General features: G+C 40.0%; 22 protein-coding genes. 18 read left to right on the forward strand and 4 right to left on the reverse strand.

Annotation, left to right across the window (positions count from 1 at the left end; genetic code table 11):
* Positions 1–90 precede the first annotated feature (90 nt).
* From thrA to HJP15_RS11320, 13 genes are all read left to right on the forward strand, one after another.
* Complete coding sequence (gene thrA / locus HJP15_RS11260) at positions 91–2,508, forward strand: bifunctional aspartate kinase/homoserine dehydrogenase I (protein ID WP_170173800.1); 2,418 nt, start codon at positions 91–93, stop codon at positions 2,506–2,508.
* Between the two features lie 9 nt (positions 2,509–2,517).
* Entirely contained in the window at positions 2,518–3,444 is a 927-nt protein-coding gene (gene thrB, locus HJP15_RS11265) for a homoserine kinase (protein ID WP_054206158.1), read from the forward strand.
* An 18-nt stretch (positions 3,445–3,462) separates the two neighbouring features.
* On the forward strand, positions 3,463–4,746 hold the full coding sequence (gene thrC, locus HJP15_RS11270) for a threonine synthase (RefSeq protein WP_170173801.1): 1,284 nt from the start codon (positions 3,463–3,465) through the stop codon (positions 4,744–4,746).
* A 720-nt stretch (positions 4,747–5,466) separates the two neighbouring features.
* Positions 5,467–6,723: a serine hydroxymethyltransferase gene (gene glyA / locus HJP15_RS11275; RefSeq protein WP_054206156.1), complete on the forward strand. Its 1,257-nt coding sequence runs from the start codon at positions 5,467–5,469 to the stop codon at positions 6,721–6,723.
* Positions 6,724–6,825: 102 nt separating this feature from the next.
* Positions 6,826–7,275, forward strand: coding sequence for a transcriptional regulator NrdR (gene nrdR / locus HJP15_RS11280; RefSeq protein WP_016708083.1), 450 nt, complete (start codon positions 6,826–6,828; stop codon positions 7,273–7,275).
* Position 7,276: 1 nt separating this feature from the next.
* Complete coding sequence (gene ribD, locus HJP15_RS11285; RefSeq protein ID WP_170173802.1) at positions 7,277–8,413, forward strand: bifunctional diaminohydroxyphosphoribosylaminopyrimidine deaminase/5-amino-6-(5-phosphoribosylamino)uracil reductase RibD; 1,137 nt, start codon at positions 7,277–7,279, stop codon at positions 8,411–8,413.
* Between the two features lie 22 nt (positions 8,414–8,435).
* Positions 8,436–9,089 carry a riboflavin synthase gene (locus HJP15_RS11290; protein WP_054206154.1) on the forward strand — a complete coding sequence of 218 codons (654 nt, stop codon included), beginning with the start codon at positions 8,436–8,438 and terminating at the stop codon, positions 9,087–9,089.
* Positions 9,090–9,119: 30 nt separating this feature from the next.
* Positions 9,120–10,232 carry a bifunctional 3,4-dihydroxy-2-butanone-4-phosphate synthase/GTP cyclohydrolase II gene (gene ribBA, locus HJP15_RS11295; RefSeq protein WP_170173803.1) on the forward strand — a complete coding sequence of 371 codons (1,113 nt, stop codon included), beginning with the start codon at positions 9,120–9,122 and terminating at the stop codon, positions 10,230–10,232.
* A gap of 146 nt (positions 10,233–10,378) precedes the next feature.
* Complete coding sequence (gene ribH, locus HJP15_RS11300; protein WP_016708079.1) at positions 10,379–10,843, forward strand: 6,7-dimethyl-8-ribityllumazine synthase; 465 nt, start codon at positions 10,379–10,381, stop codon at positions 10,841–10,843.
* 15 nt (positions 10,844–10,858) lie between these two features.
* Entirely contained in the window at positions 10,859–11,269 is a 411-nt protein-coding gene (nusB, locus tag HJP15_RS11305) for a transcription antitermination factor NusB (RefSeq protein WP_054206152.1), read from the forward strand.
* 45 nt (positions 11,270–11,314) lie between these two features.
* A complete protein-coding gene (gene thiL, locus HJP15_RS11310) occupies positions 11,315–12,289 on the forward strand; it encodes a thiamine-phosphate kinase (protein ID WP_054206151.1) in 975 nt (324 codons plus the stop codon).
* Complete coding sequence (locus tag HJP15_RS11315; protein ID WP_170173804.1) at positions 12,286–12,771, forward strand: phosphatidylglycerophosphatase A family protein; 486 nt, start codon at positions 12,286–12,288, stop codon at positions 12,769–12,771. The genes thiL and HJP15_RS11315 overlap by 4 nt, the downstream gene beginning before the upstream one ends.
* Before the next feature lie 195 nt (positions 12,772–12,966).
* Complete coding sequence (locus HJP15_RS11320) at positions 12,967–16,053, forward strand: ligand-binding sensor domain-containing diguanylate cyclase (RefSeq protein ID WP_054455238.1); 3,087 nt, start codon at positions 12,967–12,969, stop codon at positions 16,051–16,053.
* Positions 16,054–16,128: 75 nt separating this feature from the next.
* Here the strand turns inward: HJP15_RS11320 and dxs are convergent, their stop codons facing one another.
* The 3 genes from dxs to HJP15_RS11335 form a co-directional block, all read right to left on the reverse strand.
* Positions 16,129–17,991, reverse strand: coding sequence for a 1-deoxy-D-xylulose-5-phosphate synthase (gene dxs, locus HJP15_RS11325; protein WP_169326805.1), 1,863 nt, complete (start codon positions 17,989–17,991; stop codon positions 16,129–16,131).
* Between the two features lie 104 nt (positions 17,992–18,095).
* Positions 18,096–18,983 carry a (2E,6E)-farnesyl diphosphate synthase gene (ispA, locus tag HJP15_RS11330; RefSeq protein ID WP_170173805.1) on the reverse strand — a complete coding sequence of 296 codons (888 nt, stop codon included), beginning with the start codon at positions 18,981–18,983 and terminating at the stop codon, positions 18,096–18,098.
* A 3-nt stretch (positions 18,984–18,986) separates the two neighbouring features.
* Entirely contained in the window at positions 18,987–19,229 is a 243-nt protein-coding gene (locus tag HJP15_RS11335; RefSeq protein ID WP_054206146.1) for an exodeoxyribonuclease VII small subunit, read from the reverse strand.
* Between the two features lie 302 nt (positions 19,230–19,531).
* On the opposite strand from HJP15_RS11335, the gene pomA reads away from it, so the two are divergent.
* The 4 genes from pomA (at position 19,532) to HJP15_RS11355 (ending at position 23,831) form a co-directional block, all read left to right on the forward strand.
* On the forward strand, positions 19,532–20,299 hold the full coding sequence (gene pomA / locus HJP15_RS11340) for a flagellar motor protein PomA (RefSeq protein WP_054206145.1): 768 nt from the start codon (positions 19,532–19,534) through the stop codon (positions 20,297–20,299).
* Positions 20,300–20,301: 2 nt separating this feature from the next.
* On the forward strand, positions 20,302–21,222 hold the full coding sequence (locus HJP15_RS11345; protein ID WP_054206144.1) for a flagellar motor protein MotB: 921 nt from the start codon (positions 20,302–20,304) through the stop codon (positions 21,220–21,222).
* 154 nt (positions 21,223–21,376) lie between these two features.
* Complete coding sequence (locus tag HJP15_RS11350) at positions 21,377–21,865, forward strand: hypothetical protein (protein ID WP_054206143.1); 489 nt, start codon at positions 21,377–21,379, stop codon at positions 21,863–21,865.
* 67 nt (positions 21,866–21,932) lie between these two features.
* Entirely contained in the window at positions 21,933–23,831 is a 1,899-nt protein-coding gene (locus HJP15_RS11355; protein ID WP_170173806.1) for a DNA topoisomerase III, read from the forward strand.
* Positions 23,832–23,833: 2 nt separating this feature from the next.
* Here the strand turns inward: HJP15_RS11355 and HJP15_RS11360 are convergent, their stop codons facing one another.
* Positions 23,834–25,144, reverse strand: a complete 1,311-nt coding sequence (locus tag HJP15_RS11360; RefSeq protein ID WP_054206141.1) for a M20 metallopeptidase family protein — start codon at positions 25,142–25,144, stop codon at positions 23,834–23,836.
* An 86-nt stretch (positions 25,145–25,230) separates the two neighbouring features.
* On the opposite strand from HJP15_RS11360, the gene HJP15_RS11365 reads away from it, so the two are divergent.
* Complete coding sequence (locus tag HJP15_RS11365) at positions 25,231–26,088, forward strand: tetratricopeptide repeat protein (protein WP_170173807.1); 858 nt, start codon at positions 25,231–25,233, stop codon at positions 26,086–26,088.
* Positions 26,089–26,704 lie beyond the last annotated feature (616 nt).

Genomic DNA, 26,704 nt, shown 5'->3' on the forward strand with positions numbered 1-26,704 from the left:
TAGTGGCATAGGTCGGTGCAACAAATTTAAAGGCCTGTGTTCACAACGAACACAGGCCTTTTTTCGTTTTATGGGATGAGGAACATAAAAATGCGAGTATTAAAATTTGGCGGGTCATCACTTGCCGACTTGGCATGTTTACAGCAGGTAGCTCAGTTAGTTAAAGCACAGTTAAAAGATGAAATGTTATTGGTACTTTCAGCGCCAGGTGGAATGACTGATTCGTTAGTCGCACTTGCAAGTAGCGCTGAACAGGGATTTGATTATAGCGAACAGTGGGATGCACTCGCGTCTCGTTGTGACAGCTTAAAAGTAGCTGTTGAAGCTGAATGTGGGCAAGTACAAAATTGGCCTGATTTAGATGAGCTGAAAAATAAACTTGCTGGTGTCAAATTAATCCAATGCTGTCCTGATCAGGTTCGTGCTTTTATTATTAGTTTTGGTGAGCGCGTGAGTGTGGCACTGATGCAGTGTTTGCTAAGCTCGCACAACGCTCGTTACCTTGAAGCAACTGATTGCATCGCATCAACCAATGGCCACATTGATGCGGAAGCTGATTTAGTAGCGAGCAAAATTCGCTTCCAAGCGGCTTTAAAAGTGAGCCCTGCAACTATTTATATTATGCCGGGTTTTACAGCTAGCAATGAACAAGGTCAGTTAACTACACTCGGGCGCAATGGTTCTGATTATTCAGCCGCAATTGCAGCAGCGTGTTTAGAAGCAGAAGTTTGCCAAATCTGGACTGACGTGGACGGCGTATACAGTGCAGATCCTCGTTATATCAAAAAAGCCACTAAGGTTGATTTTTTATCATATAAAGAAGCGATGGAGCTTTCTTACTTTGGTGCCAAAGTTCTTCATCCTAAAACAATTTTACCGTGTGCTAAAGCGGGCGTGCCATGTGAAATTAAAAATACTCATAACCCAGAGGCGCAAGGCTCATTGATCAGTAACGATAATGTATCATCGGAGCCAGTTAAAGCGTTATCCAGTTTACAAAACCTTGCGATGCTAACAGTTTCAGGCCCTGGCATGAAAGGTAAGGTAGGCATGGCATCAAAAGTATTTAATGCCCTTGCTCATGATAATGTATCGATTGTACTTATTACTCAGTCGTCATGTGAATTTAGTATTAGCTTTTGTGTCCATGAATCGGACTTACCATTAGCGCTTGATGCACTGCAAACAGCGTTTGAGCTTGAATCACAAGCAGGGCTTATTGAGCCTGTGCAAGTACAACGTAACTTAGCCATTGTTACGTTAGTGGGTGATAACATGCGTGCTCATAAAGGCTTGGCCGCTAAGTTTTTTGCATCGCTTGCTCAAGCGCAAGTGAATATTGTTGCTATTGCACAAGATTCAACTGAAAGTGCTATTTCCGCGGTGATCGACGGTGAACTGTGTAATGATGCTGTAAAAGTGTGTCACGAAAATTTCTTTACTCATATCCCATCAATTGACGTGTTTTTATTAGGCTGCGGCTTAGTTGGTCAAGAACTTATAAAGCAATTAGAGCGCCAGCAAACGTGGCTGGAAAAGCGCAATATTAAGTTAAATCTATACGGTGTTGCTAACTCTCGTCAATTACACCTAGATGGCGAAGGTATTGCTTTTGATGATTGGCAACAAAAATTAGCCGCATCTGAACAAGCTTTTGATTTAAAACTGGTTGAGCAATTTGTTAGGCAAAACCATTTAATCAACCCAGTATTAGTTGATTGCACCTCATCAGATGCATTGGCTGCGCAATACGTTGACTTTTTAAATGCGGGTTTTCACGTTGTGGCTGCAAATAAAAAAGCGACAACGAGTTCATATGCTTATTACCAAGACCTGATTGCAGCAACCCAAAAGAATAACCGTAAGTTTTTATACGAAACAAATGTAGGAGCAGGGCTTCCGGTAATAGATAACTTACAATCGCTGTTTGGTGCAGGCGATGAGTTGCTTGAGTTCAGTGGTATTTTATCTGGTTCATTGTCTTATATATTCGGTGCCTTGCAAGATGGTTTATCGTTATCTGAAGCAACCATTAAAGCAAAAGAGAGTGGTTTTACTGAGCCAGACCCTAGAGATGATTTATCGGGAACAGATGTTGCGCGTAAATTACTGATCATTGCCCGTGAGGCTGGCATGAAGTTAGAGCTTAGTGATATTGAAGTTGAATCGGTCCTGCCTGTTGGTTTTGCACAAGGTGATGATGTTGCAGAGTTTATGGCTAAACTACCGAGTTTAGATGCCGCATTTAGTGATCGCATTCAAAGTGCAGCCAGTGAAGGTAAAGTATTGCGTTATGTGGGCACAATCAATGCGGGTCACTGCAAAGTCGGTATTGAAGCGGTTGATACAAAACATGCATTGGCAGTTATTCGTGATGGTGAAAATGCCTTAGCAATCTTGAGTGAATATTACCAACCACGTCCATTTGTAATTCGTGGTTATGGTGCAGGATCTGCAGTGACTGCTGCGGGTGTATTTGCTGATATCTTAAAAACGTTATCGCGCTAGGAGGGGACAATGATTGAAGTATATGCTCCAGCGTCTATTGGGAATTTTGCCGTTGGTTTTGATTCATTAGGCGCTGCACTTGCGCCTATTGATGGCACATTATTAGGCGACATTGTTGCAGTAAGTCCTGCAACAAGAGATGAGTTTATTTGCTCGGGCGAGTATGCACATAAATTGCCAAGTGACGCTAATGAAAACTTAGCGTATCAGTGTTTAGTGCATTTTCGTACACATGTTGCGCCAAGTATGCCATGCGTAAAATTAGAGCTTAAAAAGAATTTACCGATTGGTTCAGGGCTCGGTTCTAGTGCGTGCTCAGTTGTAGCGACCTTTGCGGCACTTGATCAATTTGCAGGCACTGCGCTTAGCCAAGTAGAGCTGATTGAATTAATGGCTGATTTTGAAGCTATTGTAAGTGGTGGTCGTCATTACGATAACATCACACCTTGTTACTTAGGTGGTTTACAGTTGACGGGTGATTTGATCCCAGATAAGTCGATTAGCTTACCGGTAGATAAAAACTGGTACTACGTAGCCGCTTTTCCTGGTTTTTCGCTTAATACCGCAAAAGCGCGTTCAGTACTACCAAGGCAGCTAAGCATGCATGCCAGTGTTGAATTTGCACAGCGCTTATCAGCGTTTAGTACATTGTTGTTAACCGGTCGTTTTGATAACGCGTTATCAATTATGAGTGATGAAATAGCAGAACCATATCGCGCACCGCTTATTACCGGGTTTAGTGAAGCGAAAGCGGCACTGCCGGAGCTAGGTGCTGAAATAGTCAGTATTTCTGGTGCAGGCCCTACTTTATTTACCGTGTGTAAAACGCTTGAAGCTGCACAGCAATGCGCACAGTGGCTTGAACAAAATTATATCAATGAACAAGGCTTTTGCCACATTTGTAAGCTTGATAACGCCGGCACGCGTCAGTTATAAGAATTTAAGGAATAAATAATGCAATTACATAATTTAAAAGATGATTCACAAAAAGTGTCGTTTGTTGATGCAGTTAAAACAGGTTTAGGCCGAAACCAAGGCGTATTCTTTCCTGAATCCCTAGCGCCACTGGCGGACATTGATGCTTTACTTGATATGGACTTTGTTAGTCGTAGTAGTAAAATTTTATCGCATTTAATTGGCGATGAGTTGCCCGCAGATACTGTTGCGCAAATGGTGCAAAATGCGTTTAACTTTCCGGTAAAACTGGTTGAAGTAGAAGAAAATATTTATTGTTTGGAATTGTTCCACGGTCCAACACTTGCCTTTAAAGACTTTGGTGGCCGCTTTATGGCTGAGTGCTTAGCACAATTTAGCCAAGGTGAAAAAACTACAATACTAACAGCAACCTCTGGTGACACAGGTGCAGCTGTTGCTCATGCGTTTTATAATAAACCAAATATTGATGTGGTGATCCTTTATCCAAAAGGGAAAATTTCTCTAGCGCAGCAAAAACTGTTCACTACATTGGGGAATAACATTCATTGTTATGCAGTTGATGGTAGTTTTGATGATTGCCAAGCGATGGTAAAAAATGCATTTTTAGATGAGGAAATTAAATCTCGACTAGGTTTAAACTCGGCTAATTCAATTAATATCAGCCGTTTAGTTGCACAAGTTTGTTACTACTTTGAAGCAATTGCACAATTACCGAAAGAAAAACGTGCTAACGCGCATATCTCTGTGCCAAGTGGTAATTTTGGTAACGTGTGTGCGGCAATGATCGGTGCTGTTATTGGTTTGCCTGTCGCTAAACTCAGTGCAACAACGAATCAGAATGATACTGTACCGCGCTTTATCCATGATAAAAACTGGGCACCTAATGCGACGATAGAATCACTTTCAAACGCAATGGACGTGAGCAAACCTAATAACTGGCCACGAGTGCAAACCATGTTAGATAATAATTGGTTTAGTTATGATGACTTTTATTCAACCAGCGTTGATGAAAGCAATACACAAACAGTGATGAAAAAAATTCAACAAACGGGCTATGTTGCAGAGCCTCACACAGCAATAGCTTATCAGGGACTTAAAGCTAATTTAGCACAAGGAGCGGCAGGGGTGTTCTTAGCTACAGCGCATCCAGCTAAGTTTAAAGATAGCGTAGAAGAGATTTTAAATATAGAGCTCGATATGCCAAAACCATTAGCGGATGCATTAGCTAAGCCATGTTTGGCAGAAGATATTGCAGATGACTACAGTGTGCTTCGCGATATTTTATTAGCTAAATTAGGCTAATTTTTATAATTAGATAAAGTTAAAACAAAAAAGCGATAATACATTACGTATATCGCTTTTTTATTGTAAAAATATTTAAATTTAAACCATGGACCGTGAACGACGATTTAAAATACGTAAACATAAAATTAAAATGCCAATCAAACAGATCATCGCGCCAGCAAGTGTAACGAGTTGATTGGGTACCCGACTAACTAGAATTAGACCAGTAAGCAACAGAATGAAGGGCTTAAATTCATAATAATAATAGTGTTTCCTTACTTTTTTTCGGTTTACTTTATGATCTATACGGCGCGCATTAGATCGCAGACGCCAAATGTTTGCGCCATTTAAGAACAAAGCAATGCCGATAGCCGTCGGCAATAGGGTAGTCGAGAAAAGAATGCAAAACCCACCAAAAATAAAATAGCAGTAGGGAATAAATTCGTAAATAGGTTTAGCTAACATAATAAGCCTATGATCATCCATGATTACATTTCGTACAATAGTAGTGTAAATAGAAACAAATGCAATAAATTAACACATTAAAAATACAAATATTTAGTTGTTTTATTTATTAGTATTATTTATGTTTCTATAAAAAAATATCATTACAAAAACACTGTGAATTAAATTCAATCCCTGTTTAAATATGTTCATCTTTACACCGTAGTCAAATTGACGTTTTCAGCGTACAATATTGCCTTTAAAAACACCATACACGTTGCCCTAGGAGCCCCCATGTTAGAACGTAGCATGAATATTTCGGATTTTGATCCAGAGTTATTTGACGCAATCAACAAAGAGACTGCTCGTCAAGAAGAACACATTGAGCTTATCGCATCTGAAAACTACTGTAGCCCACGCGTACTAGAAGCGCAGGGTTCACAGTTAACAAATAAATATGCTGAAGGTTATCCGGGCAAGCGTTATTACGGTGGTTGTGAGCACGTTGACGTGGTTGAGCAACTAGCGATTGACCGTGCAAATGAATTGTTTGGTTCTGAATACGCAAACGTTCAGCCTCATGCTGGCTCACAAGCAAATGCCGCTGTATTTTTAGCGCTATTAGATGCTGGCGATACGGTACTTGGTATGAGCTTAGCTCATGGTGGTCACTTAACGCATGGTTCACATGTGAGCTTCTCTGGTAAGCTTTATAATGCAATCCAATACGGACTTGACGAAGCAACGGGCGAAATTGATTACGCACAAGTTGAAGCGCTAGCACTTGAGCATAAACCAAAAATGATCATCGGTGGTTTCTCAGCATACTCAGGTATTGTTGATTGGGCTAAATTCCGTGAAATCGCTGATAAAGTAGGCGCTTACTTGTTCGTAGATATGGCTCACGTTGCTGGTCTTATTGCTGCAGGCGTTTACCCAAGCCCAGTACCACATGCACACGTTGTAACTACTACTACGCATAAAACATTAGCAGGTCCACGTGGCGGTTTGATTATTTCAGCCTGTGGCGACGAAGCTATTTATAAAAAGCTTAATAGCGCTGTTTTCCCAGGTGGCCAAGGTGGTCCTTTATGTCATGTTATTGCTGCAAAAGCAGTGGCATTTAAAGAAGCACTACAACCAGAGTTTAAAGTATACCAAACTCAAGTTGTTAAAAATGCCCAAGCAATGGTTGCAGTAATGCAAGAGCGCGGCTACAAAATCGTGTCTGATAAAACAGAAAATCACTTGTTCTTACTTGATTTAATCAATAAAGACATCACTGGTAAAGATGCAGATGCAGCTCTGGGTAATGCGAATATTACAGTGAACAAAAACTCAGTACCAAACGATCCACGTTCACCATTTGTTACCTCTGGTCTGCGTATTGGTTCACCTGCAATCACACGCCGTGGTTTTAAAGAAGCTGAATCTAAAGAGCTAGCGGGCTGGATCTGTGACGTGCTAGACAACATCACTGATGAGTCTGTACAAGCACAAGTTAAAGAAAAAGTTAAAGCAATCTGTAAAAAATTACCTGTTTACGCTTAATTATTAAGCCCACTGTAATTTAGATCACAATAGCGACGTTTTTTGCTATTATAAAGGCCGCCTTAAAGCGGCCTTTTTTGTTTTTAATGGAAGCTGATACCTATGCATTGCCCATTTTGCACCGCAAAAGATACCAAAGTAATTGACTCGCGTTTAGTTGGTGGTGGCCACCAAGTTAGACGACGCCGTGAATGCAATGAGTGTCATGAACGCTTTACCACCTTTGAAGGCGCTGAACTTGTGATGCCTCGGGTAATTAAACAAGATGGCAGTCGCGAACCTTTCAACGAAGATAAACTTCTCAATGGTCTACACCGCGCATTAGAAAAACGTCCCGTTAGTACTGAGCAGGTTGACGAAGTTGTCAATATTATCAAATCTCAACTACGAGCAACGGGTGAGCGTGAGATATCCAGCCACTTAATTGGTGAGTGTATTATGGAAGCGCTTAAAAAACTCGATAAAGTCGCCTATGTACGTTTTGCTTCTGTGTATCGTTCGTTTGAAGATATCCGTGAATTTGGTGAAGAAATCGCCCGTTTAGGGGAGTAAAATGAGTCAAAACGTATTATTCACAGAGCAAGATCATCAATTTATGGCACGGGCTATTGAACTTGCCAAGCAAGGACGCTTTACAACAACACCAAATCCTAATGTTGGCTGTGTGCTAGTTAAAGGTGGTCAGATTATTGGTGAAGGCTTTCATCAATTAGCTGGGCAAGGTCATGCTGAAGTCAATGCGTTAGCAATGGCAGGTAGCCAAGCCAAAGGTGCCACTGCGTATGTCACACTTGAGCCTTGTAGTCATTTTGGTCGCACACCTCCGTGTGCCGAAGGCCTAAAAGCCGCGGGCGTGATAAAAGTGATTGCCGCGATGGTTGATCCAAATCCGCAAGTGGCAGGTAAAGGTCTCGCAATTTTAGCTGATGCAGGAATTGAGGTTGCATCAGGGCTATTAGAGCAACAAGCTAAACTATTAAACCGTGGCTTTTTAAAGCGTATGGAACAAGGCATGCCATTTATTACCTGTAAAATGGCGGCAAGTCTTGATGGTAAAACGGCCCTTAAAAATGGTCAAAGTAAATGGATTACGGGCTCTAAAGCTCGTCAAGATGTGCAACTTTATCGTGCACAAAGCTGCGCTATTTTAACGGGGGCAGATACCGTTTTAGTTGATGACGCCAAGCTTAATGTTCGTATTGATGAATTGCCAGAATCATTACCCACAGAGTTACCTTTGCGTCAGCCAGTAAGAATTATTATTGATTCACAAAATCGTTTAACTCCTGAACTGGCTTTGTTTAGTATAGAAAGTGAGATAATTATTCTTACCACTGAGCTTGATAAATCAAAGCAATGGCCTTATTACGTAAGCCATATTGTAGTGCCAAAACAAAATAATAAGGTTGATGTACTGGCCGCTCTCAAGCTTTTAGCACAACGCCAATTTAATCATATTTGGTTAGAGGCCGGTGCAACCCTTGCGGGAAAAATGACAGAGCAGGGGCTTATTGATGAATACATTATTTATTTCGCACCTAAATTGTTAGGTAACGATGCCAAAAGTTTATTAAATTTTGCAGAACAGACAAATATGCAAGATGTGGACAACTTAACAATTAGCGAATGTGCACTAATTGGTGATGATATTCGTATCACAGCTGCGCGGTGTTTAAATACAGCGCCTTAACCTACTATTGAAGAGCAACCTTATGTTTACTGGTATAATAGAAGCAACAGGCACAATTAGTAAATTAGAACAAAAACAAGGTGATTTAGCCATTCGCATTCAAAGTAGCAACCTTGATATGGCCGATGTGAATTTAGGTGACAGTATTGCAACCAACGGCGTATGTTTAACGGTTGTAGCAAAGCACAGTGATGGTTTTAGTGCTGACTTGTCAAACGAAACGATAAGCTTAACCGGGTTTGCTCATTATAAACAAGGGCAAACGGTTAACCTTGAAAAAGCCATGCAACCTGTATCTCGTTTAGGGGGGCACTTAGTCTCTGGGCACGTTGATGGTATTGCGACTATTACAGCTATTACGCCCAATGCGCGCGCTGTTGAATATTGGTTAAGCACCGATGCGCAACTGATGAAGTATATCCCGTATAAAGGCTCGGTATGTATTGATGGTATTAGCCTAACGGTTAATGCGATAGAAGATAACAAATTTAAACTGACTATCGTGCCGCATACGAGTGAACAAACAACCATTGCTGATTTTAAAATTGGCACCCAAGTGAATTTAGAAGTTGACCAAATTGCTCGTTATTTAGAGCGCTTGATCAAAGGGGCAGAACAACCTGCCGGTTCAGATATTTCGATGAATTTACTTGCCCAAGCGGGTTTTATTAAGTAGCCCCAACTCCACAACTTACACGAGCAGATTATGAATTTACACAGCGCACAAGAAATTATTGATGACATTAAAGCCGGTAAAATGGTTATTTTGATGGACGATGAAGATAGAGAAAATGAAGGCGATTTAATTATCGCAGCCGAACATATAAGTGCTGAAGCGATTAATTTTATGGCCACTCATGGCCGCGGCTTAATTTGTTTAACAATGACACAAGAACGTTGTGAGCAGCTTGATTTACCATTAATGGTTAAAAACAATGGTGCAGCATTTTCGACTAACTTTACAATGTCTATCGAGGCATCTAAAGGTGTTACCACGGGGATTTCTGCTGCAGATCGCGCGCGTACTGTACAAGCTGCGATAGCCAAAGGTGCTGTGCCAAGTGATATCGTGCAACCGGGTCATATTTTTCCAATTATGGCGCAACCGGGTGGGGTGTTAACCCGTGCAGGTCATACTGAAGCTGGTTGCGATTTAGCGCGTTTAGCTGGGCTTGAAGCATCGTCAGTAATTGTTGAAATTCTTAATGCCGATGGCACTATGGCGCGCCGTCCTGATTTAGAAATATTTGCCGAGCAACATAGCATCAAAATTGGCACCATTGCTGATCTTATCGAATACCGTAACATTAACGAAACCACTATTGAACAAGTCGCGAAATGTAAATTGCCAACAGAGCATGGAGAGTTTGATTTAGTAACCTATAAAGATACTATTGACGGCCAGCTGCATTACGCACTATTAAACGGTGACGTTAAAGCGAATGAACCAACTTTAGTACGTGTTCATCTGCAAAGTACTTTTAATGATATTTTGTTATCAGATCGCAGTGCAGATAGAAGTTGGGGCTTATCAGATGCTATGGCCTATATTGCTAAGCACCAAGGTGTGTTAGTAATTCTTGGTAAGCAAGAATGCACTGATGAATTAGAAGCCACGGTTAAAGCGTTTGCAGCAGAAGATGCTGGCGAAACTGTTGCACACCGTAAGTTTCAAGGTACATCGCGTACTGTAGGTGTCGGCTCACAAATCTTGGCTGATCTGGGAATTGAAAAAATGCGCTTAATGAGTCGCCCTAAAAAGTACCATGCGCTGTCGGGCTTTCACCTTGAAGTAGTTGATTACGTAGAACCAGAATAAGCTCAGGCCTGTTTCTGGTTTTAGATTAATAAACTTTAATTATGAAAGGCAAACAGGCTCTAGGCTATTATTTTATTTATATGGTATGATGCGCAGCAATTTTTGCGCAATCGCAGCCGCTTAAACTTATTTTTTAGGGTTATCGAATGAAAATTATTGAAGGTAATAAATACGCTCCGGGTAAGAAATTCGCAATTGTTATTTCTCGCTTTAATGACTTTATTGGTAGCAGCCTTTTGGCAGGCGCTGTTGATGAATTGAAACGTACAGGTGGTGTATCTGATGATGATATTACCGTAGTTTATGTACCAGGTGCGGTAGAATTACCTTTAGCAGCGAAACGCGTTGCAGCAAAAAAAGAGTATGATGCAATCATCGCTTTAGGCGTCGTGATCAGAGGTGGTACGCCACATTTTGATCTTGTTGCTGGCGAATCAAATAAAGGCTTAGCGCAAGTGTCGCTTGAGTATGATATCCCGGTTGCATTTGGCGTATTAACCACAGAAAGCATTGAGCAAGCGATTGAACGCGCGGGCACTAAAATGGGCAACAAAGGCGGCGAAGCTGCTCTAGGTGCACTTGAAATGGTTAATGTGTTAGATAAAATTTAAGTTTAAGGAATTTTTGTGAAACCAGCAGCAAGGCGTAAAGCACGTATTTTAGCACTTCAAGCCGTTTATTCTTGGCAATTAAGTGGCAATGCAATTGCCGATATCGAACAACAAATGTTGATCGAAAATGATGTGACTAAAATTGATGTTGAATACTTTAAAGATCTTTCGCGTGGTGTTGCTATAAATCATAAGCAACTAGACGAAGCAGTCTCTCCACATTTAACGCGTCCTTTCGACGAGTTAGACCAAGTTGAACGCGCTATTTTACGTTTAAGCAGCTATGAGCTGAAATTTCGTGAAGATGTACCTTATAAAGTTGCTATCAACGAAGGTATTGAGCTTGCTAAAATCTTTGGCGCAGAAGACAGTCATAAGTTTGTTAATGGTGTACTAGATAAAGCAGTAAAGCATTTACGTAAGTAATGCGACTGCAAAGAGGAGAGCCGGCATAGGCCGGCTTTTTTGTGTATGAAGGAATTTGAATTAATTAATCGCTACTTTAAAGGTCGCGGTATAACTCGTCGCGATGTTAATTTAGGGATTGGTGACGACTGTGCTTTGGTGACTGTGCCGCAAAATTGCCAGTTAGCTATTACCACAGATACACTTGTTGCGGGCGTGCATTTTTTTGATGATATAGCTCCGCGCGCGCTAGGCCATCGTGTACTTGCTGTAAACTTAAGTGATCTAGCGGCAATGGGCGCTGAGCCGACCTGGGTTTCGGTTGCTTTAACATTGCCAAATATAGACGTCGAGTGGTTGGAAGAGTTCACCGAGGGCATGCATGAAATTGCTGAGTACTTTAATGTACAAATTATCGGTGGTGACACTACACAAGGCCCTTTAAGTATTACTATTTGCGCCAAAGGTATTGTGCCAGAAGGTAAAGCGCTACGTCGTAGTGGTGCTAAAATAGGTGATTGGATTTATGTTACTGGACCTCTAGGCGATGCGGGTTTGGCTATAGAGGCTCGAAAACAAGGTTTAAATATAGCGCCAGAACACCTAAGATATGTTAATCAACGGTTTGATTATCCAACTCCGCGCGTTGCTGCAGGTCAAGTTTTACGTGGTTTTGCATCTTCAGCGATAGATATTTCTGATGGTTTATTAGCTGATCTTGGCCATATAGTTGGTATGTCACAGGTCAATGCGAGCATTAATGTTAATAATATTCCAACCTCAGATGCAATGCGCGCTACTTTAAAGCGAGATCAACAGCTGCCTTTTATTCTTAATTATGGCGATGATTATGAGTTGTTATTTACTGTACCTGACAGTAATAAAAGCATGCTAGAAATGAAATTACGTCAATATGGTGTCGATGCGAGCTGTATTGGTCAAATAAAAAGTGGTGAAGGGCTAATTGAGCTAATGCTCGACGGTAATAAATTAGAATATGACCGTACAGGCTTTGAACACTTTACCAAGGAGTCGGTTTGAATAACCCCTCAAAATTTAATTTAAAACGTCCACATCAATTTTTTGGTTTGGGTTTTGGCTTAGGACTAGCACCTAAAGCCCCCGGTACTTTTGGCACGTTTGCAGCATTGCCGTTTATTTTTATCACTATGCATTATCCACTGTGGTTACAAATAGTTTTTGCTGTAGTTATAAGTGTTTTTGGGATATGGACATGTGGCAAAACCGCAGATGACTTAGGTGTGCACGATCATCCTGCGATTGTGTGGGATGAAGTTGCCGGGTTTTACATTACCATGATTGGTGCTGCGCTGAGTTGGCAATCTCTGTTAGTTGGTTTTTTATTGTTTCGCTTTTTTGATATTTTTAAGCCTGGCCCTATTCGTTTACTTGATAAGCGTGTGCATGGTGGTTTTGGCATAATGGCTGATGATATTTTAGCGGGTATATTTTCATTAATTTGTGTTCAAGCATTGTTCAAATTGGGCTATTTACCGCTCTGATCGTCTTAGGTTTAAAGCTTTATATTAAATAGTTCATTAAACAAAGCAGCGTTGGCGTTTATAGAATCACATGGATGGGGAAATGGCGGTGCAGGAGCAATAGTCGAATTGTTTTAGGATTATTTTTTGATCACTATAATCGACCACTTGCTTAATACAATTGGTATTCGTTCTTTGCAATAAGGTGTTGACGTTATGATGCGATTTTTATTGGTTGTTACCGTGCTGCTATGCAGTATGCCGAGCAAGGCATCAATTACAGACTATGTTGTAAAGCAATGGAATACACAAAATGGTTTGCCTTCACAATCACTTAAAAGTGTTGTGCAAGATGAGCAGGGTTATATGTGGTTGGGTACTCAATTTGGTCTGAGCCGCTTTGATGGTAACACCTTCACCAACTACAACACCTTAAATAGCCACTTTTTGCCAAGTAATGGTATTAATAAATTGTTAGTCGATAGCGATGGTTATTTATGGATTGGTACCAAAGATGGTATTGTTGTTATTGATCCAACCACCATGGCTGCGCAACAATTTAATGTTAAAGGCCCTGTACGAGATGTACTCGAAGATGGTAAAGGGAGCATCTGGATTGCTGCTAATGGCTTATATTATGTGCCTCGAAACCAAATTAGTTTAAGCCTAGATACAAGTAATCAAGTCTTAGCAGCAAACGCTACCCCTATCACACAAATTGTTGGTTCAGTCAGTAAAATGGCCTTGTCATCAGATGGGATATGGCTAGTAAATGAACGTCACTTATTACGGTTAACTAACTCATCCTCTGATTTTGCTAAATTACGCTTAGAACTTACTGCTAAAGTCTCCTTACCTGAACGATTAGCACAAACGATTATTCACGACTTAGCTTGGCTTGAAGGTAACTTGTATTTGGCTTCCGAGTTAGGCGCTTACTTTTTAGACCTTGATGATGAACTAAGATCTTTTCCCCTCCCAAATGCAAATAATTCTGCTGTTTATAAATTTATGAGTGACTCTGATGGGGCGCTCTGGATTTCAACGTACGGACGTTTATTGTTTAGGGATAATTCGGGCGACTGGCAATGGGTTGAACCCAGTCAGCTTGACCAAAGTATTTGGTTTGCGGACTTATACCGTGATAAAGAAAACAACATTTGGCTTGCCAGCTTTAGTGAGGGGTTATGGCTTGCTCATGAAGGGAGGATTGAACGTCATTCTGCAATATCACAAATGACAGAAGCCGTTATGGCTATTAGCCAAGCACCGGATGGACGATTATGGGTCGCTAATCGAAGTGGCGTAGGCTACTTTGATTTAGATAAAAACTTTATAAATAAAATACCGAGCAATCAATATGGCCGCGCGGCAGTTCATGATTTACAGTTTGATGGCGATAGACTTTATATAGCGACAGGGCGAGGTGTTTTTTTCTATGAAAATAAAACCTTATACACAGTCCCTGGGCGAGCACTAAAAGATAACCCTGTATTTGCGATCAGTCGCTCCAACAAGGGAGGCTTTTGGATTGGGACAGGCCGAGGTATGTATAGATTGAGCTACGGTGGTTTAACACCCTTTGCTTACAATGCATTTTTAGGCAGTAAGTTTATTACTTATGTGCTCGATAAGGCAAACTTTGGTCTTATAGGAACAAGTAAAGGGGCATATTATTTTACCGATCGTGGTATTGAAAAAATAGGTGATCAAACAAGCTTAGAAAGCGCCTATATTACGAGTATCTTACATATTGATGGTGTAGGTATATTAATAGGTTCGTTAAATGATGGGTTATTTTATCGCAGCACTCAAGGGCAGTGGCATCAACTTGATGCGTCAAATGGCTTACCATATGGGTCGATTTTTAGTTTGCGTTACGATGAAAAACTAAAGCGTATTTGGGTTAGCACCATGAAAGGTGTGTATCGAATGCCGGTTGAGCAATTTAGTGGCGACATTGAAAGTTTAAAAGTAGAGCAAGTGATATCTTCTTTTGATCGCCAATTAGATGGTAAAGCAAGTCAGTGTTGCACTGGTTTAGGTCATGATGCTGTTGCTGAATCAGGTAATTCAATGTGGTATCCGAGTTTACAGGGTGTTGTTGAAATACCTAAAGATATTGAACTCTTCGGTATTAAACCTTTACGTCCAAAAGTCGAAAGTTTAAATACTGGGTTACGTACACTCGCTACGGCAGCTTTAGGAGATAATCCTGAGCTTGAAACCGATGAGCGGGATATTACGCTTAAATACACAGCGATTGATTATTCTGCGCCGACGAGTATTGAATTTAGGTATCGACTTAGTGGTTTAGATAGTGATTGGCGTTATGCCAATACTCGTCGTGAAGCCATTTATACTAATTTACCGCCAGGGCCATTCTTATTTCAACTTGAAGCAAAGCGACAAGGTGAAGATTGGGTTAAGGCTCAAAGTACCGAATACGCGTTTGTAGTACCAAGACGTTTTGATGAAACCATTTATTTTAGGTTACTCATTACCAGCAGCTTTATTTTGTTATTCTACCTTGTGTTCTGGGTGTTTAGAAAGCAAGAACGACGTAAGCAAGCAGCTCTTGAAAGTCAGGTAACTGAGCGCACAACAGAGCTACGTGAAGCTAATGATAAGCTTAACCAAGTTAACTCCCAGCTAAAACTTGTAAGTCACTCAGATGAACTTACAGGGCTTAGGAGTCGTCGCTTTTTGTTTGATCAATTACCAAAAGATATTGAGCATTTCCAACGTAATTCTCAGTCGTTACAAGCACAGGGGAAATCTTTAGTTTTACTTATTATTAATTTTGATAATTTTAGCCGCATAAATGATGCTTATGGCCCGTTAGGTGGAGATAGTTGTTTACAACAAATGGCTGCATTATTGAATACCCGTACACAGGGCTCTGATTATGTTGCTCGTTGGAGTGGTGATGAGTTTTTATTATTACTACGAGATTTCAAACGTGCATCAATTGATAGTTACGTATCAGAGTTGTGCAAAGCCGTTGCCTCTCATACCTTTAAATTACCCAATGGCAGTAATATAAATTTAACAGCATCAATCGGTTTTTCATTTTACCCATTACCACTTTTAGGTGGGCAAGTAATTGGCTGGGAAACCTCTGTCAATCTAGCAGATATTGCTCTACAGCAGGTCAAAAAGCGTGGTGGTGACGGGGCTGCTAATATTACGTTTGATGAACAGCTTGATGCATTTGAATTTGAACAAACTCATAATGTTGAACAACAACTCAGTGTTTTACAGGCAAATGGTCTCGCCGATATAAAAATTTGGATGCGATAAGGCAATTTAAAATATAAAAAAGGAGCCCTTAGGCTCCTTTTTTATTTCTGTGACATGAGGAGATTAATCAGGTAATTAATCAATAAACTGTTTAATTGCAGTGAGAATACCTTGCTCTCCTAGCCCCATTTCATCATGCATTTGCTCTTGTGTACCATGCTTGATGAATTCATCTGGAATACCTAAGTTTAAAATGTTAGCGGTTGCTTTCATAGCTGCTAAATATTCATTAACCGCAGAGCCAGCACCACCGACAATCGCATTATCTTCAAGTGTAACGATAACATCATGCTCTGCTAATAATGTGTCTATTAAGACGGTATCAAGCGGTTTAACAAAGCGCATGTCAACGAGACTAGCACCTAGTTCATCTGCGGCTAATTGTGCATTTTCAAGTAACGTACCAAAAGATAAAATTGCGATTTTAGTCCCTTGTTTAATGACTCGGCCTTTACCAATCTCAAGTTCACTCATTTGCTCACTGATCTCAGTCGTGCCAGCACTACCACGAGGATAACGAACCGCAACAGGGCTGTTACAACGATAGCCGGTATACAACATTTGACGGCACTCATTGGTGTCACTAGGTGTCATGATAATCATATTTGGAATGCAACGCATGAAACTTAAATCGTATGCGCCTTGGTGGGTTTCACCATCAGCGCCAACAATACCCGCACGGTCTATAGCAAATAGTACAGGGAGATTTTGCAACGCAACATCGTGAATGAGCTGATCATACGCACGCTGTAAAAAACTAGAGTAAATTGCAACAACCGGTTTCAGCCCTTCGCATGCAAAACCAGCCGCTAAAGTAACAGCGTGTTGTTCAGCAATGGCAACATCAAAATATTGTTCCGGATACTCTTTTGAAAATCGAACCATGCCTGAACCTTCACGCATGGCCGGGGTAATTGCCATCAACTTTTCATCTTGGCTTGCCATATCACATAGCCAATCGCCAAATACTTTAGAGAACGTGGCTGCGCTTGGTTTTGATTTTGGTAGGCTTGAAATAGCAGGGTCAAACTTAGGTACGCCATGATAGCCAATAGGATCAGCTTCAGCTGGTTTATAGCCTTTGCCTTTTTGAGTTTTAATATGCAGTAACTGCGGGCCTTTTAAATTACGCATGTTACGTAGTGTATCAACCAGCATATTCACATCATGGCCATCAATTGGGCCAATATAGTTTAAACCGAGTTCTTCAAAGAAAGTTCCCGGGATAACCATGCCTTTAAGATGCTCTTCCATTCGACTGGCTAATTCCTTCACTGGTGGCACACCAGATAAAAGTTTTTTACTACCTTCGCGAATATTTGTATAAAAACTGCCAGATAAAATCCGTGCAAAATGATTAGTTAGTGCGCCAACATTTTCCGAAATCGACATTTCGTTGTCATTCAAAATGATCAACATGTCAGATTTAACATCACCTAGGTGATTCATTGCTTCAAATGCCATACCCGCAGTAATTGCCCCATCGCCAATAACAGCGACGGTTTTACGGCCTTTCCCTTCTTTTTGAGCAGCAATCGCCATTCCTAATGCTGCTGAGATTGAAGTACTTGAGTGACCAACACTAAAAGTATCGTATCGGCTTTCTTCGCGAAAAGGAAAAGGGTGTAAGCCATCTTTTTGACGAATGGTATGCATTTGGTCACGCCGACCAGTTAAAATTTTGTGCGGGTAGGCTTGATGGCCTACATCCCAGACTAAACGATCATCAGGTGTGTTATAAACATAATGAAGTGCTACTGTAAGTTCTACAGTGCCTAAGCCTGACGCAAGGTGGCCACTGCTTTGCGAGACTGAATTAAGTAAATATTCACGCAACTCATTGCTAAATGCAGGTAATTTTTCTTGCGCTAAATCACGCAGTTGGGCTGGTTCATCAACCAAACCTAATAATGGATACTTGCTACTATCAAGTGTCATGATTTTTAATACATCCTTCGCTAACCAGAGGTCATTATAGCGCAATGTTACTCTGATTTTTTAGTTATTTTGTACGTCATTGTTTACTCATTGTTGAGCTATATTTAATAATCGCGTTCAACAATATATTTTGCCAAGTTTTCGAGCTCACGTGTATCAGCATCAATTTCAGCTAGCGCATTGAGTGCTTGATTGAGTAATGATTGTGCTTTTTCTTTTGCGCCATCTAAGCCCAATATTGCAGGGTAAGTTGCTTTATTTGCTGCGATATCAGAGCCTTGTGGTTTTCCGAGTGTGTATGTATCGCCTTCAACGTCTAGGATATCGTCTTGTACCTGAAAAGCCAACCCAATTGCATTTCCAAAAATTCTTAGCTGTTGTAGTGTACGCTCATTTGTATTTATAGAACACATGGCACCTAGCGCTATAGCGCAGTTTAATAATGCACCTGTTTTTAAATTATGCATGCGTTCGAGTTCAGATAAGCTAATCACTTTATCCGTAGCAGCAATATCTAACGCTTGCCCACCAACCATACCCTCAATTCCAGATGCTTTAGCCAATACGGCAATCATTTTTAATTGTTGCTGAGCAGACACTTTAAATTGATGATTGGCAATTAATTCAAATGCTAATGTTTGTAGTGCATCACCTGCTAATATAGCTTGTGCCTCACTATACATTATATGGCATGTTGGCCGACCACGGCGCAAGTCATCATCATCCATTGCAGGTAAATCATCATGTACAAGCGAATAACTATGAATACATTCTATGGCAGCTGCGAGAATATCAAGATCTTGTTTGTTTGCGCCTAGCATTTTCCCCGTGGCGTATACCAAAAATGGGCGTATACGTTTGCCACCATTTAAAACACCATAATGAGTTGCATTTTTAATGGTTTCGTCTGTATCTAGAGGCTGTTTAAAATACTGATTAAGGGTTGTTTCAACATCGTGTTGAGCCTGTTTTATTTGTTCTTTTAATGGCACCGATTAATCCAAATCATTATCAAAAGTTGTAAGCGCTGATTGGTTATTATTACCCATTAGAATAGCTACTTTTTGCTCTGCTTGTTGTAGTTTATTCGATGATGCCCCCGCTAGTGAAATCCCACGTTCAAACTGTTTTAATGACTGCTCAAGAGATAACTCTCCTTGCTCCATTTGTGTGACGATTAATGAAAGTTCTTCGAGTGCTTGCTCAAAACTGAGGTTTTCTGGTTTTTTAGTCGCCATACAGAATTTAACTTAGATGATAGAAATTTGAGGCCAATTTTAGGGGGAATGCTAAACTAGGTCAAAGACTGATGTGTTTTTTTTAATTAATAATTGGTTTTGCTCGTAAATACATTGGAGTATAAGAATAGGTTAATGCGAGATTTACTGTAATACTTAATTAAATTGAACAAAATACAGCTCGATATTCTTAATTTATTTATATGAAATGATTTAAGTATTTCAATAAATTGCCGATAAGCGCTTAATAATAAAAATTTGTTGTCAGTGGCAGCAATGTATCGATTCCTCTGGAGGGATAAGTGGATTTAGCAACCATAATAGGTATTCTCGGAGCTATTGGCTTAATTGTCATGTCCATGTTTATGAGTAGTAGCGGTGAAATGGCGATGTTTTACAATACACCGTCAGTGGTTATCGTATTTGGCGGTTCACTGTTTATTGTTTTATCTAACTTTACAATGTCTCAGTTTCTTGGAATAGGTAAAGTTGTAACCAAAGCATTCATGTTTAAGATTGAATCTCCTGAAGAACTTATTGAAAAAGCAGTTGAACTTGCTGATTCAGCACGTAAAGGAGGGTTCTTAGCGCTTGAAGAGGCTGAAATCCCTAACGGATTTATGCGCAAAGGTGTCGATATGCTTGTAGATGGCCACGATGCTGATGTTGTACGCGCTACATTACAAAAAGATATTTCTTTAACCCTTACTCGCCATGAAACGGGGGCCGGTTTATTTAAATCACTGGCTGATATAGGCCCTGCAATGGGTATGATTGGTACGCTCATTGGGTTAGTGGCAATGTTGTCAAACATGGATGATCCAAAAGCGATAGGACCTGCAATGGCGGTAGCGCTTTTGACCACATTATACGGCGCATTTTTAGCGAACGTTGTAGCAATTCCAATTCAAGTGAAATTAGAGCTGCGTAAAGAAGAAGAAGCAATGAACCAGCGTTTGATTCTAGATGCAGTTTTGGGTATTCAAGATGGCCAAAACCCAAAAGTAATAGAAGGTATTTTGAAAAACTACTTACCAGAGTCAAAACGTAAAGTGGATACTGAGGAGTAAGCATGTCTGATCAAGAGTGCAAATGCCCACCACCTGGTCTGCCCGCATGGATGGGAACCTTTGCTGATTTAATGTCATTGTTGATGTGCTTCTTTGTACTTTTGCTCGCGTTTTCAGAAATGGATGTCCTCAAGTTTAAGCAAATTGCGGGTTCGATGAAGTTTGCTTTTGGTGTTCAAAATAAAATAGAAGTTAAAGATATTCCAAAAGGAACGTCCGTGATTGCCATGGAGTTTACCCCCGGTAAACCTGAGCCAACACCTATAGAGACAATTCAGCAACAAACCGTCGAAATGACACAGCAAATGCTAGAGTTTCAAGCGGGCGATGAAAGCTCTGCAGGTGGTCGTCAAGAGCAGCGCGGCGATAAGCGTGGTGGTGAATCTCAAAGTACTGCACAAGAGCAGTCATCAGAGCAATCAACAGCGGCGGCTGATCAAGAACAAGTAAATGAACTCGTTAAAAAAATTGCTCAACAGTTGGAGCAGCAAATCATAGATGGTGCAATAGAGCTTGAATCACTTGGTCAGCAAATTATTATTCGGATCCGTGAAAATGGTTCATTTCCTTCAGGTAGCGCATTTTTACAACCTAAATTTAAACCAATTATTCGTGATATTGCGACGTTATTAAAAGATGTGCCAGGTGAAATTACAGTCTCTGGGCATACCGATGATTTTCAAGTTTCTAATGAGTTATATACCAATAATTGGGACTTGTCATCTAAGCGTGCTGTTGCCGTTGCCACAGAAATGCAAAAAGCACAAGGGTTTGATAAAACAAGAATGATGGTTGTTGGTCACGCAGAAACCCGCCCATTAGTGCCAAATGAAACGGATACTGATAGACGCCGTAATCGGCGTGTTGAGATTTCTATAATGCAAGGTAAAGCGAAAGAATCAGATCCAATAGAAGTTCGTTAATGATACTTGGCAAAGTACTTTTTTTAGCATAAAGTAAATTTTCCTTAACAAGTGTAACGGAGTGACTTATGAGAAAAATAGACAAGTATAGCTATATGCCAGGTAATGGCGGTGGCAATGACGATGATGATAAGAAACCAGATAAAAAATAGCTATGGCTGATTGGTTTTTGAAGTTTATTTTAATTTTGGAAAATAGCTGGGTGTTTATTTTAAGCCCAGCTATTTTTGTTTTCTATTTGCGTAAAGATTTTTTTGCACTTCGTTTTGTTTCGATAACCGCCGCTTTTTTTCTTTACGGTACGCTTATACACGATCCTTTAAAAAATTTAGATGACGGTATATATGTATATCGGTATGTCGTTTGGGCATTCAATGATCTAGCTTGGATGGCATTAATTGCATATCTAGCCATTAAAGATAAAGTGTATTTATGGCAAAGCATATTGGGGCAATTAGTGGTTTTAGGGGCCCCAATTTTACAGTTGTTTAGGCTGCTTGATCGCCACCTTTGGGATCTTTCATATAGTACTATGATGTATAAAACATTATTACCTATTATAAACATAGCTACGGTGGTTGTGTGTTATCTACCATTAATATATTTAGTTTTAAAAAAACGCGATATGACCTCACAGGCTTAATAATTCCCCATCTAATTTACCTGTGCTAAAATACTGTTTATATAAACAGTTGTTGTGGCGCGTTATTATGAAATTATACATTGCTGAAAAACCCTCACTTGGTCGTGCAATTGCCGATGCGTTGCCAAAACCCCATAAAAAACATGACGGCTATATTGAAGTTGCTAATGGTGATTGTGTTTCTTGGTGTATAGGCCATTTGCTAGAGCAAGCAGAACCAGATGATTATAACGAGCAGTATAAAAAATGGCGCTTTGATGATTTACCCATAGTCCCTGAACAATGGCAATTAAAAGCTAAACCAAAAACCCGCAAACAACTTACGATACTTAAAAAGTTAATCAAACAAGCTGAACAGCTTGTTCACGCTGGCGATCCGGACCGCGAAGGTCAGTTACTGGTGGATGAAGTAATCGAACAAGTAAAATTATCACAAACTAAAAAGCAGAGTATTCAACGCTTATTGATTAGTGATTTGAATGTGAGCGCAGTTAAAAAATCATTGCAAAATGTGCGCTCAAATCGAGATTTTATTCCGTTAAGTGTGTCTGCTTTAGCCCGCTCTCGAGCAGATTGGCTGTTCGGTATGAACTTAACGCGTGCCTATACACTTGCAGGTCAAAAAGCAGGGTTTGGTAATGTATTATCGGTAGGTAGAGTACAAACGCCTATTTTAGGTTTAGTGGTAAATCGCGATAATGAAATAGCTAACTTTATAGCGAAGCCATTTTATGAAGTATTTGCCCATCTAAGCACAGAAAATAAAGAGATATTTTCTGCAAAGTGGCAACCAAGTAAAGCCTGTGAACCTTATCAAGATGAAGAGGGAAGAGTACTTCACCGTGGACTTGCTGAAAATGTTGCGTCACGTATTTCTAATCAACCTGGTGAAATTACAGCGCTTGAACAAAAGCAGAAAAAACAACAGGCCCCTTTGCCATATAATTTATCAGCATTACAAATAGATGCTGCCAAAGCATTTTCAATGCCTGCACAAAAGGTATTGGATATTTGCCAAAATTTATATGAGCGTCATAAGCTCATTACCTACCCCCGTTCAGATAATCGTTATTTACCTAAAGATCATCATCAAGAAGCTGCGAGTATAATAAAGGCAATTGTTATTAATGGTGGTCAAAGTGATGCAAATTGCCAAGGCGCTGATATTAGCAAACGCGGTAAGTGTTTTAACGACAGTAAAGTTGCGGCGCATCATGCCATTACTCCTACAGCTAAGCAGCTAAAGTCAGTAAGTTTGAATGCGGAAGAAAGTAAAGTGTATGGATTGATCTGTCGTCATTATCTAATCCAATTTTATCCTGACTATATTTATAACGAAACAAAAGCAGAAATAACAATTAATGGTGGTGTTTTTAAAGCTAACGCAAAGCAAGATGTGAGTTTAGGTTTCAAAGTACTGATGGGAAAAACAGCATTAAAAGATGAGCAGATCTTACCTCCTTTAAGAAAAGGTCAAAAGTTACATTGTGAGCGGGGCGAAGTTATCGATAAAATGACCAGCCCACCGGCCCATTTTAATGATGCTACATTGCTTGGCGCGATGACAGGCATTAGCCGTTATGTTAAAGATCCAGAGATTAAAAAAATATTAAAAGAAACGGATGGCTTAGGAACCGAAGCAACCAGAGCGGGTATTTTAGAATTGTTATTTAAAAGGCAATTTTTAAAGCGCCAAGGCAAACTTATTTTAGCAACTGATACAGGTAAGGCATTGATCAGTGCGTTGCCACACGGTTTAGCCAGTCCAGATTTAACTGCAAAATGGGAAGCGTCACTGAGCAATATTGCAGAACAACAAATGAGTTATCAACAATTTTTAAATCCTTTATTAGCTGATTTAGTAGGATTTGTTGAATTAGCCAAAAATTGTAACAGCAACGTGTTTGCGCAATTACCAAAAACGTCGCCAAAGCGACGTTTTAAAAGAAAAGCCAAAACTGCATAAGTTTATTGGTTAAATAAAGCCACCGCTGCATTACTCATCGCGGTAATACCCGTTGGGATTGCAGTTTTATAGTCAGGAGCAAATTTACTGGAATGCAGAGAAGGTAAAGTTGCCCCTGATTTTTGAGCTGCTAGATAGTGGCCTTGCTCTACACCACCTAACCAAAATAAGGTAATAGGAATTTTTTTATCTGTGCGGCCATATAAGCCAAAATCTTCCCCAGCCATAACCGCTTCTGTTTCTAGTACATTACTCTGGCCAATTGCGGCGCTAATCGCACTGCGTACAAGATCAGTTTGAGCTGGATTATTATAAGTTGAAGGGATCGACTCATCTTCGTGTACATAAACAACGGGTAATAACTCTTCAGTTAAGCCCGCACTAAACGCAATACCACTACTAATACGTTTGATCGCTGCAATTTGTTGCTCGCGAATTTTAGGGTTATAACTACGTAATGTTAGTTGTAGTTTCACCTCATTTGAAATGACATTATGTTTTGATCCACCATGGATTGAGCCTACCGTAATTACTGATGGTTCAAGAGGAGATAATTCACGACTAGTAATTGTTTGCAGCGCCAAAATTATTCGTGATGCAATCACCACAGGGTCAACTGTCAAATGTGGATAAGCGCCATGACCACCTTTACCTTTGACAGTTATATCCACTGAATCTACACTTGCCATAGTATATTCATTCTTCATGCTTACTTTACCAGCAGGAACACCGGCACTAACATGTAAAGCAATTACATGATCAGGAGTAGGGTATTTGGTGAATAAACCTTCTTTAAGCATCGCTTTTGCGCCGCCACCTACTTCTTCTGCAGGTTGTGCCACCATCATCAAAGTACCTTGCCAAGCACCTTTATGCAGCATTAACTGTTGTGCAGTGCCGATAAACGAACTCATATGAATATCGTGACCACAACCATGCATTACTCCAACCTTAGCCCCTTCGTCATTTATTACTGTGACCTTTGATGCGTAAGCTTTGCCCGTTTGTTCTGTAATTGGCAAGCCATCGGTATCAGTACGGATCATAACTGTTGGGCCATCACCATTTTTATACATGCCAACGACACCGTAGCCGCCTATGTTATCGGTTACTTCAAAGCCAAGCGTTCGTAATCTCTTTGCAAGCTTAGCTCCCGTTTGTTGTTCATGGTATGAAAGTTCGGGTGATTGGTGTAAATCTAAGTAAAACTTTTCAATAGCAGGCATCGTTTTATCTAATTCCAGATCTAACGTTGTTGAGCTTGCAAGTGGACTAAGCAGTATAAGTGCAGCATATAGACTATGAAATTTCATAAAATACCTTTTTGGTTTATGGCTTGTAATTATTATGTTTGCCTCCATATAAAACCCTAAATAGTCTGATATGGCAATCAATCGCAATGAATAATATGGTAAATGTTAATCCGCAAAATCTTCAGCAAGTTCTGGGTGAAACATCACAACAAAAACTAGTTCTATTAAGCTTTTTCTCAGCACAAAGCCCTGAGTGTCAGTCTCAAGTTGCTATTTTACAAACAATAGCAAAAGATTATGGTGACTATATTTTGATCGCCACATTAGATTGTGATGCAGAGCAAGCACTCGCAGCACAACTAGCACAGCAAGTTGGGCTGCAAACGTTACCAACATTAGTATTATTGAAAGATTCAGCCCCAGTCGATGTATTAGCTGGTGCACAAGCTGAAACTCAAATAAGAGAAGCATTAAGTAAGCACTTACCACAACCTCACGAAATGTTGTTAGAACAAGCCAAGCAAGCACTCATTGCACAAGATTTAAATCAAGCGTTTAATTTTGCTAAACAAGCGTATGAATTGGATAACACCAATGCGCGTATAAAATTAGTATTAGCAGATATCTGCATTCAAATACATAAGCTCGATGATGCACATGCATTATTAGGCTCGGTGGACGAAACAGACCGAGATGCATATTTTACAAATATTCAAGCAAAGTGTGAGCAAGCTCTTCAAGCACAAGAATCGCCAGAGCTAAAAGCACTTCAAGCGAAAGTTGAAAAATACCCAAATGATCTTGAATTAAAAGTAGAGTTAAGTGCAGTATACGATCAAGCTGGCAAGAAAGAGCCTGCATTAGAATTACTCTTTACTGTATTGAAAAGAGATTTGAACTTTGCCGATGCCAAAGTAAGTTACTTAGCTATTATAGCCTCTTTACCCGATGGTGATAGTTTGGCTGCTAAATACAGAAGAAAGCTATACAGTATCTTATATTAATCAATTTATAGCTGAATTTTAGAAAGCGCCAAAGTGGATGGCGCTTTTTTGTATTAAAAACTTGCGAAATACTAATAATCGACAATACTGAAGATCCTCTTTGAGAACGTTGGTATGTATTTTATACAGATAACTTAGGGTTTCATGCTGTTTAGCTCATAAACTGAACGAACGGTGTGTTATTTCAAGTTTTCTTTAAAAAACGCTTGCGTAAAATCAGCCGCGCCCTATAATGCGACCCCACTGAGACGGCAGACAGCAACGCTTAGCGGGGCAAGAGTTAATCAGTGAGTCGAGTAAAACTTGAATTTTTATAAAGTTTAAATTTAAGTGTTGACAAAAAAATAGGAAAGCGTAATATCCGCAGCCCTAGCGAGATAAAGTTTAACTTTAATCGCAACGTTCTTTAACAATATAAAGCAATCATCTGTGTGGGCACTCGTACAGATTGAGTTCTAACAGCCGAGCTTAACTTTCTTTTTAGATAGGTAAGCAAGGCAAAAAATTTAGAGTCTCAATGTGATTTCTCGAAAGAGAAACTGAGTGACCAACAGAATAGTTATTTTTAATAATTATTCGGCACAGTCAATTCAATATCGAAAGATATTAAATAAAT

Origin of the sequence: Pseudoalteromonas sp. NEC-BIFX-2020_002 (assembly GCF_013002825.1) — a bacterium.
Classification (GTDB): domain Bacteria; phylum Pseudomonadota; class Gammaproteobacteria; order Enterobacterales; family Alteromonadaceae; genus Pseudoalteromonas; species Pseudoalteromonas neustonica.

Bases quoted from the DNA above. Each gene is read 5' to 3' on its own strand.
- thrA (WP_170173800.1), top strand. From the start codon at position 91: ATGCGAGTATTAAAATTTGGCGGGTCATCACTTGCCGACTTGGCATGT.
- thrB (WP_054206158.1), top strand. From the start codon at position 2,518: ATGATTGAAGTATATGCTCCAGCGTCTATTGGGAATTTTGCCGTTGGT.
- thrC (WP_170173801.1), top strand. From the start codon at position 3,463: ATGCAATTACATAATTTAAAAGATGATTCACAAAAAGTGTCGTTTGTT.
- glyA (WP_054206156.1), top strand. From the start codon at position 5,467: ATGTTAGAACGTAGCATGAATATTTCGGATTTTGATCCAGAGTTATTT.
- nrdR (WP_016708083.1), top strand. From the start codon at position 6,826: ATGCATTGCCCATTTTGCACCGCAAAAGATACCAAAGTAATTGACTCG.
- ribD (WP_170173802.1), top strand. From the start codon at position 7,277: ATGAGTCAAAACGTATTATTCACAGAGCAAGATCATCAATTTATGGCA.
- HJP15_RS11290 (WP_054206154.1), top strand. From the start codon at position 8,436: ATGTTTACTGGTATAATAGAAGCAACAGGCACAATTAGTAAATTAGAA.
- ribBA (WP_170173803.1), top strand. From the start codon at position 9,120: ATGAATTTACACAGCGCACAAGAAATTATTGATGACATTAAAGCCGGT.
- ribH (WP_016708079.1), top strand. From the start codon at position 10,379: ATGAAAATTATTGAAGGTAATAAATACGCTCCGGGTAAGAAATTCGCA.
- thiL (WP_054206151.1), top strand. From the start codon at position 11,315: ATGAAGGAATTTGAATTAATTAATCGCTACTTTAAAGGTCGCGGTATA.
- HJP15_RS11320 (WP_054455238.1), top strand. From the start codon at position 12,967: ATGATGCGATTTTTATTGGTTGTTACCGTGCTGCTATGCAGTATGCCG.
- dxs (WP_169326805.1), bottom strand. From the start codon at position 17,991: ATGACACTTGATAGTAGCAAGTATCCATTATTAGGTTTGGTTGATGAA.
- HJP15_RS11335 (WP_054206146.1), bottom strand. From the start codon at position 19,229: ATGGCGACTAAAAAACCAGAAAACCTCAGTTTTGAGCAAGCACTCGAA.
- HJP15_RS11345 (WP_054206144.1), top strand. From the start codon at position 20,302: ATGTCTGATCAAGAGTGCAAATGCCCACCACCTGGTCTGCCCGCATGG.
- HJP15_RS11350 (WP_054206143.1), top strand. From the start codon at position 21,377: ATGGCTGATTGGTTTTTGAAGTTTATTTTAATTTTGGAAAATAGCTGG.
- HJP15_RS11355 (WP_170173806.1), top strand. From the start codon at position 21,933: ATGAAATTATACATTGCTGAAAAACCCTCACTTGGTCGTGCAATTGCC.
- HJP15_RS11360 (WP_054206141.1), bottom strand. From the start codon at position 25,144: ATGAAATTTCATAGTCTATATGCTGCACTTATACTGCTTAGTCCACTT.
- HJP15_RS11365 (WP_170173807.1), top strand. From the start codon at position 25,231: ATGAATAATATGGTAAATGTTAATCCGCAAAATCTTCAGCAAGTTCTG.